The 16,486-nt window shown below is 53.7% G+C and carries 14 protein-coding genes; 4 read left to right on the forward strand and 10 right to left on the reverse strand.

The genetic code is table 11. From position 1 onward, the window contains the following. Nucleotides 1–231 precede the first annotated feature (231 nt). Entirely contained in the window at nucleotides 232–789 is a 558-nt protein-coding gene (gene hslV / locus ACPGUT_RS14010; protein ID WP_423992408.1) for an ATP-dependent protease subunit HslV, read from the reverse strand. A gap of 92 nt (nucleotides 790–881) precedes the next feature. Between hslV and ACPGUT_RS14015 the strand changes: the two genes are divergently transcribed. Continuing rightward, nucleotides 882–1,793 carry a hypothetical protein gene (locus ACPGUT_RS14015; RefSeq protein WP_423992409.1) on the forward strand — a complete coding sequence of 304 codons (912 nt, stop codon included), beginning with the start codon at nucleotides 882–884 and terminating at the stop codon, nucleotides 1,791–1,793. A gap of 62 nt (nucleotides 1,794–1,855) precedes the next feature. Here the strand turns inward: ACPGUT_RS14015 and trxA are convergent, their stop codons facing one another. The 8 genes from trxA to regB form a co-directional block, all read right to left on the reverse strand. Further along, on the reverse strand, nucleotides 1,856–2,176 hold the full coding sequence (gene trxA, locus ACPGUT_RS14020; protein ID WP_423992410.1) for a thioredoxin: 321 nt from the start codon (nucleotides 2,174–2,176) through the stop codon (nucleotides 1,856–1,858). 62 nt (nucleotides 2,177–2,238) lie between these two features. Continuing rightward, nucleotides 2,239–5,625: a double-strand break repair helicase AddA gene (addA, locus tag ACPGUT_RS14025; RefSeq protein WP_423992411.1), complete on the reverse strand. Its 3,387-nt coding sequence runs from the start codon at nucleotides 5,623–5,625 to the stop codon at nucleotides 2,239–2,241. Next, on the reverse strand, nucleotides 5,622–8,543 hold the full coding sequence (gene addB / locus ACPGUT_RS14030) for a double-strand break repair protein AddB (protein WP_423992412.1): 2,922 nt from the start codon (nucleotides 8,541–8,543) through the stop codon (nucleotides 5,622–5,624). The genes addA and addB overlap by 4 nt, the downstream gene beginning before the upstream one ends. Then, nucleotides 8,536–9,225 (reverse strand): nucleotidyltransferase family protein, encoded by a 690-nt coding sequence (locus tag ACPGUT_RS14035; protein WP_423992413.1) that lies wholly within the window; start codon nucleotides 9,223–9,225, stop codon nucleotides 8,536–8,538. The genes addB and ACPGUT_RS14035 overlap by 8 nt, the downstream gene beginning before the upstream one ends. Continuing rightward, the gene (locus tag ACPGUT_RS14040) at nucleotides 9,222–10,202 is read right to left on the reverse strand and encodes an aminoglycoside phosphotransferase family protein (RefSeq protein ID WP_423992414.1); all 981 of its coding nucleotides are present in this window, start codon (nucleotides 10,200–10,202) and stop codon (nucleotides 9,222–9,224) included. The genes ACPGUT_RS14035 and ACPGUT_RS14040 overlap by 4 nt, the downstream gene beginning before the upstream one ends. Further along, entirely contained in the window at nucleotides 10,189–10,677 is a 489-nt protein-coding gene (gene tsaE / locus ACPGUT_RS14045) for a tRNA (adenosine(37)-N6)-threonylcarbamoyltransferase complex ATPase subunit type 1 TsaE (protein WP_423992415.1), read from the reverse strand. The genes ACPGUT_RS14040 and tsaE overlap by 14 nt, the downstream gene beginning before the upstream one ends. A 38-nt stretch (nucleotides 10,678–10,715) precedes the next feature. Beyond that, on the reverse strand, nucleotides 10,716–12,338 hold the full coding sequence (locus tag ACPGUT_RS14050; RefSeq protein ID WP_423992416.1) for a PAS-domain containing protein: 1,623 nt from the start codon (nucleotides 12,336–12,338) through the stop codon (nucleotides 10,716–10,718). An 84-nt stretch (nucleotides 12,339–12,422) separates the two neighbouring features. Next, nucleotides 12,423–13,817 carry a sensor histidine kinase RegB gene (gene regB, locus ACPGUT_RS14055; RefSeq protein ID WP_423992421.1) on the reverse strand — a complete coding sequence of 465 codons (1,395 nt, stop codon included), beginning with the start codon at nucleotides 13,815–13,817 and terminating at the stop codon, nucleotides 12,423–12,425. 102 nt (nucleotides 13,818–13,919) lie between these two features. On the opposite strand from regB, the gene ACPGUT_RS14060 reads away from it, so the two are divergent. The 3 genes from ACPGUT_RS14060 (at nucleotide 13,920) to ACPGUT_RS14070 (ending at nucleotide 15,436) form a co-directional block, all read left to right on the forward strand. Next, nucleotides 13,920–14,537 (forward strand): SCO family protein, encoded by a 618-nt coding sequence (locus tag ACPGUT_RS14060; protein ID WP_423992417.1) that lies wholly within the window; start codon nucleotides 13,920–13,922, stop codon nucleotides 14,535–14,537. A gap of 72 nt (nucleotides 14,538–14,609) precedes the next feature. After that, entirely contained in the window at nucleotides 14,610–15,164 is a 555-nt protein-coding gene (locus ACPGUT_RS14065) for an ActR/PrrA/RegA family redox response regulator transcription factor (RefSeq protein WP_423992418.1), read from the forward strand. Continuing rightward, nucleotides 15,161–15,436: a hypothetical protein gene (locus ACPGUT_RS14070; protein WP_423992419.1), complete on the forward strand. Its 276-nt coding sequence runs from the start codon at nucleotides 15,161–15,163 to the stop codon at nucleotides 15,434–15,436. Before ACPGUT_RS14065 ends, ACPGUT_RS14070 begins: the two co-directional genes overlap by 4 nt. 296 nt (nucleotides 15,437–15,732) lie before the next feature. Here the strand turns inward: ACPGUT_RS14070 and ACPGUT_RS14075 are convergent. Next, a partial coding sequence (locus ACPGUT_RS14075) for an adenosylhomocysteinase (protein WP_423992420.1) occupies nucleotides 15,733–16,486 on the reverse strand: 754 nt, incomplete at its 5' end.

A 16,486-nucleotide genomic window follows, 5' to 3' on the forward strand; every position in this document is an offset into this window, starting at 1 on the left:
TTAACAAGCTTTCCGATGGAAATCCGTGACACCCGATCACCAGCGTTGCGATTTCAGTTCATCGCATCGTTTCATCCGGCTTCAGTGTCGCAGCAACCCAGTACCATTTACAGATCAGGGATGTCAGGCTCAGGGGCACATAAACATTACCAAAATAGAACTGTTATAATGGTCGCAGTTAGTAGAGGGCAGCTGTCGTCTTTCTGGTTATGTGTCCTGTATCTAACTTAATCAGCCGCTGATTTTTTCAACGGTCAGGCGTCCATTGGTGTAAACACAGATATCGGCTGCAATTGCCATGGCGTCTCGCGCCACAGTTTCTGCATCCTTGTCGCTGTCCATCATGCCACGCGCCGCTGCCAAAGCAAAATTACCGCCCGACCCAATGGCGGCAACTTCGTGCTCTGGTTCCAGAACATCGCCAGCGCCTGTGATCACAAGAAGATCCCGCCCGTCTGTAACGATCAACATGGCTTCAAGCTTTTGCAGGTATTTGTCAGTGCGCCAGTCTTTTGCCAGCTCAACCGAGGCACGCTGCAGCTGACCAGGGGTCGCTTCTAGCTTGGCTTCTAGACGCTCCAGCAATGTGAAAGCATCCGCCGTGGAACCGGCAAACCCGGCGATGACATCATAGCCACCTGGCGACAGGCGACGCACCTTGCGTGCGGTTCCTTTGATCACGGTCTGCCCAAGGGACACCTGACCATCGCCCGCAATAACGACTTCGCCATCTTTTTTGACACCAATAATTGTGGTGCCATGCCAACCTGGAAATTCACTATCAGCCATTCGTACCTCCACCTGCTTCATTTCTATATGAGGGTGTGCTAGGCAAGCCGCAAGGGGTTTTCAGGACCAGATTGTTACGGAGAGCATGGGTTATGGGCAAAAAATTGCGGGTCTATCTGGGGAAAAGCATCCGCGAGGCTGCCAAAGCCGGAAAACACAACTTTCTAAGACGTCTCGAAAATGCAGTCGAACGCCGCGGGCTGACTGTCGAATTTTGCGCAAACAATGACCATAACCTTCTGAAATCTCGCACGCGCAAGGGCTATTCCCTCTTTCACATGGATGACCCTCATCACGAAAACGCACTAACCATGCGCCGGGTTTATTTTCAGCCTTTCTGGCAAATCGAAAACTCTGCTGCCCGTTGGGAATGGGCTGTTGCAAAGGCCGAATTTGATCCAAAAACGATCGATTCAGATAAAGCCTGGGATTTCACATATCAGTGGCGCAACAAATGGTTCGGGGATTGGACCAAGGCGAAAAACCAAGGCTATATTTACATGCCTTTGCAGGGCCGTTTGCAGGAAAAGCGCAGTTTTCAATCCTGTTCACCCATTGATATGATCCGCCAGACCCTGAAATACGGGCCCAAGAAACCTGTCATCGCCACCTTGCATCCGGGTGAAGATTATTCTGCCCATGATTTTGAATTGTTGTCAGAACTGGTGGATGATTACCCACGTTTTGCGGTGCATGAAAACAAATCACCCGCTGATTTGCTGCCTGAATGTGAATGCGTGGTGACACAGAATTCTGCCATCGCATTTTCCGGCTATTTCTGGCGCAAACCTGCGGTGTTGTTCGGGCAGATTGATTTTCATCATATCGCGTTGAATGTCGGTGAACTTGGCGCGGAAGAAGCCTTCAAACGCCTGCCATCACATCGCCCGGCATATGAAGAATACATCTATTGGTTTCTGCAAATTATGTCGATCAACGCTGGCCGCCCTGAAACCGAAGATAAAATCATCGAAACACTTCAGTTGCGTGGCTGGGATCTATAACCGGATCTGAAGCGGGCACAAAAAAAGCGCCCGAAGGCGCTTTTCTGTAAGACTTGACGGGATCAGATGTTTTCTTTGATCCAGCTGTCCAGCGCCGCTTTTGGGGCTGCACCAACCTTGTTGGACACAACTGCGCCGTCTTTGAACATGAACAGGGCCGGGATGCCGCGAACGCCCATTTGTGCGGGTGAATTCGGGTTTTCATCCACGTTCACTTTGACGATTTTCACCTGACCGTCATATTGAGCGGACAGTTCCTCCAGTGCCGGGCCGATCTGCTTACATGGGCCACACCATTCTGCCCAAAAGTCCACAACAACTGGAACTGAGGATTCTTTTACTTCTGCATCAAAGGTCGCGTCGGTGACTGCTACGGTTGCCATGTCTCAAACTCCTGGAGAACAAATCAAAGTTGACAGGAACCTAAGGACGCCCCCCCCTGGCGTCAAGGGAAGGCGGCCCGATCAAATGCCCCAGACACAAGATCGTGAGGTAGTGGCATAAGTTCACCGGACTTCGTCCAGAGAATTGCAGTGTCGATCTCATGCTTTGGAAAAATCTGCGACAGGGCATGGGCATAGGCACCCATCTGACGCAGCAGACCTTCAGGAACGTTCTGCACGGTGACCGGAATAAGACGATTTGTCTTGAAATCAACCGCCGTCACGCGCCCGTCGCGCAGCAATAGCCTGTCGACGATGCCATGCAGCCGCTGCCCATCAGGCAGATCTGCCGACAATGCAACTTCGGCCTGGGTTTCCGGAGAAAACACATCAAACAGGGCAGGGATCTGCAACAGATCCAGCGCCTCAGCCATGGCCATGTTTTTCACCGTTTCATCAACATCCGTCCATTCCAGCAAAAGCCCCTGTGCATGCGCTGCACGTTCAGACCCGGCAAGGGGCGGAAGATGTTCCAGTAGATGGTGCACCAAGGTGCCGTATAGCATCGCCTGGTCCTTATCACCCTCGCCATCCAGGACTTCGGCAAGCACTTTTGCCCCCCCAAGATCAGAGGGGGAAACCGTGCGCAAAGACGCAGGACAGGGGGATGGTTTGGCATCTATCCACTGGGGAAAGGTGTTTGTTACAATGGGCGTTTCTGGTACATCTTCTTTCGGATCCGCCCGTCCCCAGACACCACTTTCAAGACGCAATCCTAGGCCATTTTCAAAATCACATTCCACCGCACCAGCATGTTGTATGCCGCTTTCCACCTGCCTGTACCAACTGGTGTTCGATCCATCCACATCCCCGGCACCAGCCACGATCAGCCATTTTTCAGCCCGCGTCATAGCCACGTAAAGAAGGCGATCTTTCTCTTCCAGCTGACGCTGCGCAATAGCATCACGGGCATCGCGGGCCAGATCCGGGATAACGTCTGATCCGGGTTTCCAGATCGGCGCGCCATAGATGTTCAGGATTTCCTCACGCACATCATTTTTGCGGGACGCTGTATCCGGCAAAATAACAATCGGCGCCTCAAGCCCTTTGGCCCCATGCACCGTCATCACCCGAATACGGTTGCCGGCACCATCAGGCTGACGTTTGATCGTGATATCGCCGCTGTCCAGCCAGTTCAGAAATCCAGTCAGCGATGGAACCGCGGTCTGTTCATAGGCCTCAGCTTGATACAGAAGCGCATCTAACCCATCTTCGACTTCTTGCCCAAGACGCGCGATCAGTTTCCGGCGGCCATCAAATTTTGTCAGAATGCGTTCGATCAGATCCCAGGGGCGCAGAAAATCCGCCTCGCGCAACAGATCCGACAGAACATCACGGGTGACAGAATGGCTGTCTTCGGCCCGCAACGCCTGCCAAAGAAATTCACCTTTGCGACGAGGTTGCGCCAGCTTGTGCAGATCAGCGCCACTCCAGCCAAGCAACGGAGAGCGCAGAGCAGAGGCCAGCGACAGGTCATCTTCCGGCGTAGCGAGAAAGGACAGAAGGGCACGAATATCTTTCACCGCCAGTTCCGCCCCAATTTTCAGCTTATCTGCACCGGCAATTGGCAGTTTATGCGCCTTACATTCGGCGATAATTTCGTGAAACAATGCCTGACGCCCCTGCACAAGGATTAGAAAATCCCCCGGTTCGACAGGACGCATCTTATATTGGCCGGAATGACCGATTTCCTGCGGGATGGATGCGTTTTGCAACATATCTGAAATCTGGCGTGCAATGCCCCGTGCCAACACAACGATTTCACTGTTACGTGCCAGCTTATCCACCGGTTCATACCAGGCCGAGGGATCTTCTTTGTCAGGCTTAGGCACCACAGGCCATAGATCAACCCGCCCCGGCATTTCACCTTTGAACGCGATATGCGTCATATCCGTCGTCTGATGGTTCAGGCCTTCGGGCCGGAACGTGACATCCACCGCGCGCAGAATGGCCGGGGCAGACCGGAACGAATGCGCCAACTGCATGCTTTGAAACGCCATATTCGCAGCCCTTAGGCGTCCGCCAAATTCCTGACGCATGCGATCAAAGCTGGCGGGATCGGCCCCCTGAAAGGAATAAATCGACTGCTTTTCATCCCCAACCACAAAAAGAGACCGCGCAATATCGCTGCGTGCGCCTTCACCCGCAGTAAATTCTTGTGCAAGCGCTTCGACCACATCCCATTGTGCGGGGCTTGTGTCCTGGGCTTCATCTACGAGAATATGATCGACCCCGCCATCAAGCCGGAACAGCACCCATTGCGCCACAAGCGGATCACGCAACAGATCACGTGCCTTGAGGATCAGATCGTCAAAATCAAGCTTACCCTGACGTAGTTTCTGCGCTTCGTAACGACGAATAAACACCGTGGCGAAATCACATAGAATCTGGCTGCGATCCGCTGCCAGAAGGTTCAGGCGACGTTCGCGATTGTCCTGAAGCCGTTCCATCAGTTCATTCAGGGGATCCAGCAAAGACCCCAGCACCGCCTGGGTTTTCTTTGTCGGGATCGAACCAATTTTGGCGGTAAACGGTGCTTTGGCGGCTTTGCCGGTCAGAAACAATTTTTCCAGAACACCAATATCACGCGCGCTGATCAGATTGGCATTCAGCCCGGCAAGAATGGTTGCATTTTTCTGATCTGTTGCAGACCCTTTCGCAAACAACGGCATCACATCCTGCAACAGTTTTGCGTCACCACTATCAATCGTATCATCCAGCAGTTTTTCAAGACTGTCCCCCGGATCAAGATCAAATGCCGCACGAATGGCGCTGGCATCAGGGGCAGGGGAAAACTGTGATTTATGTTTGACAATTTCCTGGGTAAGGCGCGTGAAATCTTCACCGGTGTACTGGCCCGCCAGGCGATCCACCAAGATCATATCAGGCCCGCTAGCCATGGCATCAGTCACAGTTTCACGCAGCATATTGGCGTCGCGTTCGTCCATTTCCTGAAACTGCGGGGATACCCCGGCTTCAAGCGGGAAACGTCGCAGAAGGGATGCGCAAAACGAATGGATTGTCTGAATTTTCAGACCACCAGGCGTTTCAATTGCCCCAGCGAACAGGCGACGCGCACGCCCTAGAACATCGCCATCTAATTGCGTTTCCAGGCCCAGTTGTTGCAGATCATGGCGCAGCCCCGCGTCATCCTGCATCGCCCAGCCGCCCAACAGGCGAAATAGGCGGTTCTGCATTTCGGTCGCCGCAGCCGTGGTATAGGTCAGACACAGAATATGCTGCGCATCCACACCATCCAGCAACAGTCGGGCAACACGGTTGGTCAGAACCCGCGTTTTACCAGAGCCAGCGTTCGCCGCCAGCCAGACTGAACTTTCTGGGTTTGCGGCGCGGATCTGCGCAAGTGTTGCGGCATCGGGCTGGGTCATGACAGATCCTCTTCTACCGGGGCCGAAGTCGTATCCCATTCACCATAACGCGCAAGATGATCGTAATCCCCGTCAAATCGCTGACCTTCGATGGCGCGCCGGGACAGGTAACCGCGTTCCGGGCGCATCCAAGCATCAATCAACTGACAGAACTGATCCCAGATTTCATCGGTCGACGGATCTTCAAGCTGCACCGGGGCAAAAACCGGTGATGACCCAAGACCGATATATGCCACATCCAGAATGGGCACATTCCCCAGGGTTTTAAACGCTCCACGTTCGGCCATCGCAGCCTGCAGGGGCAGTTGTTTGTCAAAATGTTTCTGCTGATCTTTTGACGGTGGGCTGCCGGTTTTGTAATCAAAGATCCGGATCTGCCCATCGTCACGTCGGTCAATTCTATCCGTGCGACATGTTAGGGTGAAATCCGGATTTTCCAGCGTCACGCGACCTTTTTCTTCAAACAGATGGGGGGCGGCGATCGTCTGGCGAAGACGTTCCGTTTCCAGAAACCAATCAGACACACGCAGCAGCTTTGCCCGCCACATACGTTGTACAGCTGGCCAGGGTGCTTCGGATTGCAGAACGTGATCAACCGTCGCAAAGAACGCATCTTCAGACAGATCACCGCTTTCAATAAACTGCTGCAGGATCTCATGAATAACCGTGCCACGCAGAGGGGCATCTGCGGATTGCTGAATGGGTCGCAGCGGGCGTAAATTCAAAATATAGCGCGCATAAATCGCATAAGGATCACGGATCAATTTTTGAATGGCTGTGACAGGCAATTCCTTTGGCCGCTGGTCCACAGGCGGACGTGGCGACGGCCGGGGTTCAGGATCACAGACGGGCAGGGCGCAATCCCAATCCTGTAACAGACGGGTCCACTGCGCACCGCGTGTCCGCATCTGATCCAGAAGGGCGGGGCCGTCTTTTTCTGTCAGGCCCGTCAGCAAATTCACAAGCCGGTTCAACCAGCGCGACGGCACCGTTTCCGCAGACGCATCGCGTATCGAGCGCGTCAGCCAGATTTCTGCGGCACCCGCAGCCTGTTGGAAATCATGGGCCGCCAAACCCGTACGGCGTTCGGGCAACAGCAAGCCCAGATCTTTGCGCATCTTTCTGTTCAGCCACGGATCGGGCGCAGGTTGCCCAGGCCAGACACCTTCGTTCAGCCCACCTAGGATCACAATATCGGCCGTCTGCACACGCGCTTCTAGCGTGCCCCAGATCATCACACGGGAATCTGGCGTTACGGCACTGCGCAATTCACCAGCTTGCAGAAGGGACAGCAAAAGTGCAGAAAATTCCTGTGCGCTATGATGCCCGCCCGCGTCCGCCGCCGCCACAAGCTGATCCGTCACTTTGCGTGCCTCGCGGCCTGCGATATTTTCCCAAAGCTCTCCGCTGCCATCACAACCGACACCACCACACAGGGTTTCGCAGCTTTGTAAAAGCGTCTGGACATAGGTTTCCACAGACCCCATCTGCATATCAGAAAGATCTGAAATAGCCTCAAAAATCCAATTGACCCAGGCCTGCGCATCATCAGTTTTCAACTGCGCGGCCCAGATCTGCAGATCTTCGATTGTCGGATAGGGCATGCCTTTTCGACGGATCCAAAGTTCCAATTCACGGGTGTGCAACAGATGCAGCCCCCGGTCTTGCGCCCCGGTTGCCACAAGGGGATGCTTGAGGATGGCCAGCAAATCACTGGCTTCGGGTTTGCGCCCAAAATGAGATGCAATCTGACGCAGGAAACGGCCAGGCGCGGATAGGTGAAGCGGGCGACCTGCGGAATCATCCGCTTCGATCCCCCAGCGGGACAACGCCACCGACACCCGACGCGTCAACTGACGATCCGGCGTGACCAAGGCCACGGTTTTTCCATCTTCAACAGCCGCACGCATGCCCAGCGCAATTGCACCGGCTTCTGATCGGCTGTCTTGCGCTTCCAGAAGTGTCACATTTTCACAGGCACGGGCAATATCGTCCGCCGGTGTTTGATCCTTCCGCCACTGATCCGTCACGGGTGCCGGTCGCAGGGCTAGAGACAACAGGCGGTTGCGGGATGGCGCTGGAATATGACAGTCAGACCAAGGCAGAACCTGTTCACGCCGGACCCCAAGCGAATTCATCAATGCAAGCGCGCGATACTGTGGATGATCTTCCCCCACACCCTCTTTTAAAAGGGATTTCCATGCACTGTCCGGCATGTCAAAATCGAAACCCGGCAGGATGATCGCCCCCTGAGGCAGACGCGCCACGGCTTCCATCATCAGATGCGTGGTGCCCCGGGATCCCGTAGATCCGGCGATCAGAACAGGGTGATCCGGCGGGCATGTCTGCCAAGCCAGAACAAGCTTGTGCGCGGCCTGTCGGTTCTGGTCTTCCTGTCCAGCGCCTGCGGTTTCGAAATATCCACTGACCAGCGAAAGAAACTGCTGCGCCCGCGCCCAGTGACCCGACTGATCGGTCAGGTCCAGGGATAAAATATCTGCGGGATCCACACCTTCGCCCGCAGCTTCGTCAAATAGGGTGACAAGGCTTTCGGCCAGGTCAAACGCCGCTGACTGGGGTGCCAGGTCAGGTGATTGTTCGATCAGGGCCTGCACCAGACGCGCAATTTCCAAACGTTTACGTAGGGGCGCAATATCGCGATCTTCACCCGCAACAGGCCCCGTGCTGAAAAACGCATCCAGCGTTTTAATCCGGGGCAACAGCGTGGCCGGACCTGTATCAAATAGATCCCGTAATTTGCGCGCACTGCGCCGTGTGTTCAGGTAAACCTCTGTCTGGGGCACCGCCAGCGGATTATCCGCAGGCCAGCGCGCCTTCAGACCTTCAACCAGGCCGGCAGAGAAATCCACACCCGGAGGCAGGGCGAAAATGCGGGGCGTGTCAGAGGGGTCAAACATCGGATGTGTTCAGAATTGTTTCTGCCAAAGGAATGCTTTCAGGTTGCCCCACATCACACCATTTCCCCGACCAATGCACCCCGAACAACCGGCCCTTCTCTGCATACTGATTCCAGAGAACGTTCAGCGAAAAAGCCTGTTCTTCGATCGCATTCAATGGCGCTGTTTTCACAATCTGGGCACCCGAATAAACCATACCCGGGCCGCGCGACAATGACCCATCCGCTGCAAGGATAAAATCACCGTTCCCTTTGTGCCCAAGGGCCTGATCGGGCTTTAACAGCAGCAAAAGCGCATCCATCCGCGACGGATCCCAAGCCTGTGCAAGACATGTCAAGGGATCAGGACCATCCCAAACCGCATCGGAATTCATAGTAAACACGGTATCCTGTCCCAGCAGATCACCCGCCTTTCGCAATCCGCCCCCAGTTTCCAGAAGCGCGTCACTTTCATCGGAAATTATAACATCATGATCACGCAAGTGATCTTCCAACATGGCCCCCAGATAATGCGTGTTCACCACCACCCGCGACACTGGCGCATTGCGGATTGTATCCAGCGCATGGTCGATCAGGGGTTTGCCCCCCACACGCACCAGCGGCTTAGGGCAATTGCGGGTCAAAACGCCCATACGGGTGCCTTTCCCGGCGGCGAAAATCATCAGGGGGAAGGTCTTTGTCATTGATCGGCCTTATTTGCATCCGGCGCGGGCACCATTGTCAGAACCGCGTCTATCAGAGCTGCCATGGAAGGATGGTCAAGATCTGTCAGCAATTGCGCCCAGACACGAGGCTGAAGCGCAAGATAGCCCGGCTTATTGCGTTCCGATGCGAGGCGCGAAAAGATCCCCAGAATGCGTAAATTGCGCTGCACAGATTGCGCTGCACAGGCCGCGCGGAATCTGTCCTGGGGTAGGTCGGATTTCTGTGCAAACCTGGTGATGATCTGTTCCGCAAGTTCTGGATCCGTATCTCTGCGAATATCAAAAAGAAGCGAAACAAGATCATAGGCGACATGCCCAATGGCCGCGTCCTGAAAATCAAGCAGGCCAATACGTTTATGCCCATCACGTTCCGGCAGCCAGATCAGATTATCTGCATGAAAATCACGCAAAATGGTAACCGGTTCCCCCAACCAACTGTCGGTAAGGGCAGTTTCCAGAAGATGACAAATCTGATTTTCCGCATCAAAATCACGCGTGCCACGTCGCATGTAATATTCAAACAGAGGGCTGATCATTTCCCCCATATTTCGGGGGGTATATGTGGTCAGCCCCGAAGGGGGCGTCTGCCGGTGAAGGTGCAACAACATATCAGATGCGGCTTCGAACGCGGCTTTCTTTTCCAGTCGTCCCGCGTCAATTTCACGGGCGAATACAGCGTCAGACAGATCTTCACACAGTACAAAGCCATTTTCCAGGTCTGCATGCAGGATTTCCGGGGCACTAAGACCTGATTTTGTCAGCCAGGACGCGATACGCACGAAATCATCCTGGGACGGGTTTTGTTCACGGGGCGCATCCATCAGAACCGTTGTGTCAAGGTCACGTTTCACCCTGAAATAGCGCCGTGAAGACGCATCTTCTGCCAGAGGGATGATATGGGTGCCTGTCAGGCCAGCCTGTTTCAGGAAAGATGTGATTTCATCAGATCGCTTCATTGGCATACATTCCGTCCTGTAAAAATTTCCAGCGTTCTGACGTAGATGACACGTGTAAATTTCGGGTGCCGATGTCTGATCCGGTCTCAAAACGCAACATCAGTGCCCCTTGTGGCATGTAACTGCCCAGCCGATCAGGCCATTCGATAAAACACACGGCGTCATTCATCGCATCGACCAGACCAAGTTCTTCGACCTCGTCTGGATGGCTAAGACGATAAAGATCGCTGTGCCAGATCTCACCGACGGGGCCTTCATACGTCTGCACCAGGGTAAAGGTTGGCGATGGGATATCTTCGGGTTCCGCCAAAAGCGACTGGATAGCAGCCCGTGCAAAGAAAGATTTCCCTGCCCCAACAGGCCCTTCTAACAGAATACAATCACCAGATTGCAGCTGCGCGGCCAGAGTACGGGCAAAATCGGCCGTCTGGTTTTCATCGATAAACTGACATTGAAATGTAATCAAATCCTGCATGCGCCAACTGTACCCTGCGTGTCAGCCGCTGCAAGGCTTCAGTCGCTGTATTCTAGCAATCTTCTGGTTTTCCAGATGTGTTCCGCTTCATCCGAAGATTGGCCGGTCATGAATTTTACCAACGTCGCACCACCCGCAATTGGGGTCACTTCGATAAACAGATGGCGACCGTCTTCCATTTGGGCATCTGCGCTCCAGGCTTCGCGGTTGTGCAAACGGCAGATGCTGCTTTCAACACCCGCCCAGACAGCTGTTGCGCGGGTGCCCGCTGCCCAGCGCGACAATGCATCCGAACAGGTTATTTCCGTCACTCCCCGGCCTGGATCTGTATTCCAAAGCATATTATAAGCACGATTTGACATCGTCAGCGTACCTGCGGCGGAAAACACAACCATAGCTTCCGGCAAGGTATCCATCACGGCTTGGCTCAGTTCCAGTTCCGCACGAAACTGCCGTGTCAGAGTAATTTCGGGCGTGATATCTTCAAACTGAAAGGCAATGGCGCCATTGGGGTGCGGTCGCCCCATAATTTTATAGGTCCGCCCAGACGGCAGTGACCACGTTTCTTCATACGTACCATCACATGCGCTGGCCTCAAGTCGCCGGATATGTTCACGCCAGTTTGCATAGTTTTTGGGTTCCGGGATCATGCGCTTGTTGCGTAATTCATCTAGGAAACTCACCAGTTCCGGCTTTTGTGACAGAAACAAAACATCAAGTCCCGTCAGATCAGTCAGGGCCGGGTTGAACAGTACCAGCTGGCGCGCCCTGTCAAACACCGCAAGCCCAACCGACAGATGCGCAAAGGTTTTAGACAGGGTTTGAACAAACTCATCCAGCGTTGCACGTGCATTCACTTCGGCCCCGCTTTCGAGGGCGATACAAACCGTGGTGCCTTTCCACGATGTTTTTCGACAATCAAACCAACGTGGCTTGGCGCCCAAACCGGGTAGATCACAGTCTTCCGGACGCAATGCCAAACGGTGCTGCATGCCATCTGGGGCTTTTTCCGAGAGTTCAGGCAAGAATTTGGCTGGCGGCCACAGACCTGTCCGATCCGCAGCAGAAAGACTGTTCGCCACAGCTATATAAGCCGCATTCGCCCAGATCAGCGTGCCATCACCCGCCAATTGCCAAGCCAGAACAGGGCTTGCTTCTGAAATGTGGCGCAGCAAATCCAGTTCATCCTGATTGGCCTGCAGACACTGACCGTCAACACGGACATCACCCTTAACCTGTTGCGCATCCCCCAATTCAAGCCGCACCAACCCATCCCACCATTCAATATGCAATAATCCTGTATCCCCAGGTCGGGTTGCCGCGACAAAGGCTTCGCCCCGCGCACCGATATCAGCAATGTCATCTTCAAGGGTGGAAAAACGCGGCGACAGCAACACCATCAACCGCTGCCAGCTGCTGGGGGCGGAAGGGGCCGCACGCAACATTTCACGGGCAGATGGGGTGGCATCCGCAAGGGTTTCATCATCAAACAGAAAAACAGGTTTACGATCTGCCTGCTGAATAAGGTCATAGGTGGAATGTGTTGTTCGCACGGATTTCAGCGCAAAGAAATACAGTAACAGCCCTCCGGTCAGGGCCGCAGTAACCACAACAATGGCAAGTTCCGGAAATCCGGCGGGAATGGCAGAAAAACCCGGCAACGGCTGTCTCCTTCGTAAGACTGTTAACAAAGGATGACTCACGCTGGGTTAATAACGGGTTAACCGTAATACTGGGGGACGTGCCTATTCGGTGATCTGATCATTTTCGCCCAGCGCATCACGGCTGGCCTGTTGTGAAAACGCAACCGCATGCCGAGGCCAGGAGACTTCGACAATAGCACCACATTTATCCGGCCATTCCGTCCGCAAAAGATAAGGATCGGCACCATTGTTAAAGCTCAGCTCAGCTCCGGTGCGTTCCAGCAAAGTTTTGGCGATAAACAAGCCCAGCCCCATACCCTGATATTCCGGACGTTTGCGTGCACTCTGCAGTGATGTTCTACGACGCACGAAAGGATCACCGATCCGCCCGGTCATATCTGTCGGAAAGCCAGGCCCATCATCGATCACCCGGATCAGAATTGTATCCGCTGTCCAGCGCGCTTCGATCCAGACGTTGTCTTTTGCAAAATCAACCGCATTCTGGATCAGGTTGCGCAAACCATGAATAACCTCGGGCAGGCGCAATGCTTCGGGTTGGGGGGTGGTTTTTCCATCGGGCTCAAAGTCAAAATACACCTCTTTACCGCGGGCCAGATGGGGTTCGGCGGCCTCTTCTACCACGGTTTGCAAAGCTGCAATTTTCAGGTGTTTGTCAGATTTGCCCGCCCGCCCCATAGACCGCATAATATCATGGCAACGGTTAACTTGTTCACGGATCAGAATGGCATCGTCACGCAGTTCCGGTTGATCTTCCAGCTCTTCAACCAGTTCAGAACTGACCAGCTTGATTGTCGCCAAAGGCGTGCCCAGTTCATGTGCGGCGGCGGCAACAACACCCCCCAGATCTGTCAGTTTTTGTTCACGAGACAGGGCCATTTGTGTCGCCAGTAAAGCTTCGGACATGGAATGCTGTTCCGAGGTCACACGATAGGCATAGAGCCCCAGAAACAGGATACCTGTGATAATACCAGACCAAAACCCAAAGGCCAGAATTGTCGGGATCTCCAAAACATCGCCAGCCGCCGTTACAAGCGGAAGATGCGTCAGTGCCAGAACCGTGACACTACAGGCCGCAATCCCCGCCAAAGCAACAGTGGATCGCAGAGAAAGAGCGGCTGCGGAAATGGTGACTGGCGCAACAATCAAAAACGCAAATGGGTTGTTCAGCCCGCCCGTCAGCCACAGCAGTGCCGTCAGCTGTATCGTGTCAAACAACAACAGACGCGCGGCCTGGCTTTCTGTCAGACGGCGTACATTTGGATAAACGAACATGGAAACAAGGTTGATAATCACCGAAATTCCAATGGCGATCGAGATAAACCCTGTCTCAAGGTTCATCCCATACACCCAAACTGATGCAATCACCGCCGCGATCTGTCCGGTGATTGCCAGCCAGCGCAGCAAGATCAGCGTGCGCAGCCGGATCCAGTTGCTATGTGTTTCGCTGCCAAAGAGGGCGGATTGACTTTCGATCATGCTGTTCCGATCACGTTGCTGTGTCTGCGTCAACACGTGCCATTGATACGCCCGCCTTTTAACGCGATCAATGCGCAAACGCGTGAATCAGGAAGAACTATTATGGTCAGGAATGTGGCAATCATTGCCGTATTGGCAATTGTTTCGATGCTTGGCGGGATCTGGTATTCCACCAAAATGTCCGTTGCGGAATGTGTCGGGGGCAATGATATCATTGTTGGTGGTCTGGATACCATTGGCGGGCCTTTCAGTCTGGTGGATCACAACGGCACTGCGGTGACTGATCTTGATGTCATCACAAAACCAACCCTTTTATACTTCGGTTATACTTTTTGTCCGGATGTCTGCCCCGCAGATACAGCGCGCAATGCGATGGCAACCGAAATTCTTCAGGATCTGGGATATGATGTTCAACCTGCCATGATCACCATCGATCCGGCCCGGGATACGCCCAAGGTCATGTCTGATTTCGTCTTCAACCTGCATGATGATATGATCGGTCTGACAGGTACTGAGGAACAGGTAAAACAGGCGTCTCTGGCCTATAAAACCTATTACGCCAAAGAACAGAACGGTGATCCTGAATACTATCTAATGGATCATTCTGTGTTCAGTTATCTTGTCATTCCGGGGCAGGGCACCGCCGCCATGTTTGGTCGCAGCCCAACACCGGAAACCGTGGCTGACGTATCGCGCTGTTTTATTGATGCAGCCGGGTAAACCTGCGTAAAAATTGACCCTTTCCCCACTTCAGCGTAAGAGAGGGTGTCAGGACAGATCGAAGAGGATCCCATGTCAGAAAGAGACCTACAGGAAATCGGTGAAGACCGGTCATTGCTTCTCGTTGATGACGACGAACCATTTCTGCGTCGCCTTTCGCGCGCGATGGAAAAACGCGGTTTTGAAGTGGAAATCGCGGGCTCTGTTGCGGCGGGCCGTGCCATTGCGACAGCACGTCCCCCAGCCTATGCCGTGGTGGATTTGCGTCTGGAAGACGGCAATGGGCTGGATGTGGTCGAAGTGCTGCGCGAACGCCGTCCCGACGCACGTATCATCGTGCTGACAGGCTATGGCGCGATTGCCACTGCGGTTGCTGCCGTCAAAGCCGGGGCAACGGATTATCTGTCCAAACCTGCGGATGCAAATGACGTCACGGCTGCCTTGCTGGCAAAATCAGACGAACTGCCTCCCCCTCCGGAAAACCCCATGTCAGCAGATCGTGTGCGCTGGGAACATATTCAGCGTGTATATGAACTTTGTGATCGCAACGTATCTGAAACGGCGCGTCGCCTGAACATGCACCGGCGCACTTTGCAGCGTATCCTTGCAAAGCGCAGCCCGAAATGATGCGTGCTGGCCTTCTGACACTGGCAATCGCCCTAGGCGGTTGCACAATGACAGAAGCGCCAACTGGCACTGTCACGCTGATGGATGGTCAGAACTGTGATCTGGGGCGGTGTTTCCGCTATTTTGAAGACCTGATGATGGTACAACTGACCGGACGCGACATGATCCGGGTTCCAGAACGTATTGATGTATCCACTGGAACAATTTCCAGTCAGGATTTTCTACGTCTCTACTATATCGCACAAGGCGCTGACTGGCTGGACGCACCATAGCCACGATGCAACGTCCATCCAGCGACACCACTAACCCATTGGTCAAATTCGGGTTCAAAGCCCGCAGTTCACAACCCAATTGGGAACAGCCCCCGATCGATCTTCACGTCGCTTAGAAGATCACGCTCCTCAAAAAAATTGCGCCTAAATCTACCCGCTCATAAACCGTTGCCAGAGTCCTCATAGCTGTGCCGCCCCCTCAAGGTAAAACTGTACTTGCTTTGCGACAATGCATGAAAAAAGCCGCCCAAAGGCGGCTGATTTCGTAATTTTCACTCGGACTTACCGGTCGGCATTTAGTAGCGGTAATGTTCCGGCTTGAACGGGCCTTCCGGTGTTACACCGATGTAAGATGCCTGTTCTTCGGACAGTTTAGACAATTTCACGCCGATACGATCCAGGTGCAGCTTCGCAACCTTTTCGTCCAGGTGCTTTGGCAGGATGTAAACATCGTTGTTATAATCGTCGCCTTTGGTCCAAAGTTCGATCTGCGCCAGAACCTGGTTGGTAAAGGAAGCAGACATCACAAAAGATGGGTGGCCAGTTGCATTGCCAAGATTCAGAAGGCGACCTTCAGACAGCAGGATCAGACGTGCACCAGACGGCATTTCGATCATGTCCACTTGGTCTTTGATGTTGGTCCACTTGTGGTTCTTCAGGCTTGCGACCTGAATTTCATTGTCAAAGTGGCCGATATTGCCAACAATCGCCATGTCTTTCATCGCGCGCATATGTTCGATGCGGATCACGTCTTTGTTGCCAGTTGTGGTGATGAAAATATCTGCATCAGACACAGCATCTTCCAAAGTCACAACTTCAAAACCGTCCATTGCAGCTTGCAGCGCACAAATCGGGTCAACTTCGGTCACTTTTACACGCGCACCTGCACCTGCAAGAGACGCGGCAGAACCTTTGCCCACATCGCCGTAACCACAAACAACAGCCACTTTACCAGCCATCATGGTGTCAGTCGCACGACGGATGCCATCCACGAGAGATTCTTTACAGCCGTATTTGTTGTCGAACTTGGACTTGGTAACCGAGTCATTC

The organism is Halocynthiibacter sp. (assembly GCF_049608145.1).
In the GTDB taxonomy this organism is placed as follows: Bacteria; Pseudomonadota; Alphaproteobacteria; order Rhodobacterales; family Rhodobacteraceae; genus Halocynthiibacter.

What these genes read in the sequence shown, in the direction of transcription:
- hslV (WP_423992408.1), bottom strand. Translation starts at nt 789, where the DNA reads ATGGCTGATAGTGAATTTCCAGGTTGGCATGGCACCACAATTATTGGT.
- ACPGUT_RS14015 (WP_423992409.1), top strand. Translation starts at nt 882, where the DNA reads ATGGGCAAAAAATTGCGGGTCTATCTGGGGAAAAGCATCCGCGAGGCT.
- trxA (WP_423992410.1), bottom strand. Translation starts at nt 2,176, where the DNA reads ATGGCAACCGTAGCAGTCACCGACGCGACCTTTGATGCAGAAGTAAAA.
- addA (WP_423992411.1), bottom strand. Translation starts at nt 5,625, where the DNA reads ATGACCCAGCCCGATGCCGCAACACTTGCGCAGATCCGCGCCGCAAAC.
- addB (WP_423992412.1), bottom strand. Translation starts at nt 8,543, where the DNA reads ATGTTTGACCCCTCTGACACGCCCCGCATTTTCGCCCTGCCTCCGGGT.
- ACPGUT_RS14035 (WP_423992413.1), bottom strand. Translation starts at nt 9,225, where the DNA reads ATGACAAAGACCTTCCCCCTGATGATTTTCGCCGCCGGGAAAGGCACC.
- ACPGUT_RS14040 (WP_423992414.1), bottom strand. Translation starts at nt 10,202, where the DNA reads ATGAAGCGATCTGATGAAATCACATCTTTCCTGAAACAGGCTGGCCTG.
- tsaE (WP_423992415.1), bottom strand. Translation starts at nt 10,677, where the DNA reads ATGCAGGATTTGATTACATTTCAATGTCAGTTTATCGATGAAAACCAG.
- regB (WP_423992421.1), bottom strand. Translation starts at nt 13,817, where the DNA reads ATGATCGAAAGTCAATCCGCCCTCTTTGGCAGCGAAACACATAGCAAC.
- ACPGUT_RS14060 (WP_423992417.1), top strand. Translation starts at nt 13,920, where the DNA reads ATGGTCAGGAATGTGGCAATCATTGCCGTATTGGCAATTGTTTCGATG.
- ACPGUT_RS14065 (WP_423992418.1), top strand. Translation starts at nt 14,610, where the DNA reads ATGTCAGAAAGAGACCTACAGGAAATCGGTGAAGACCGGTCATTGCTT.
- ACPGUT_RS14070 (WP_423992419.1), top strand. Translation starts at nt 15,161, where the DNA reads ATGATGCGTGCTGGCCTTCTGACACTGGCAATCGCCCTAGGCGGTTGC.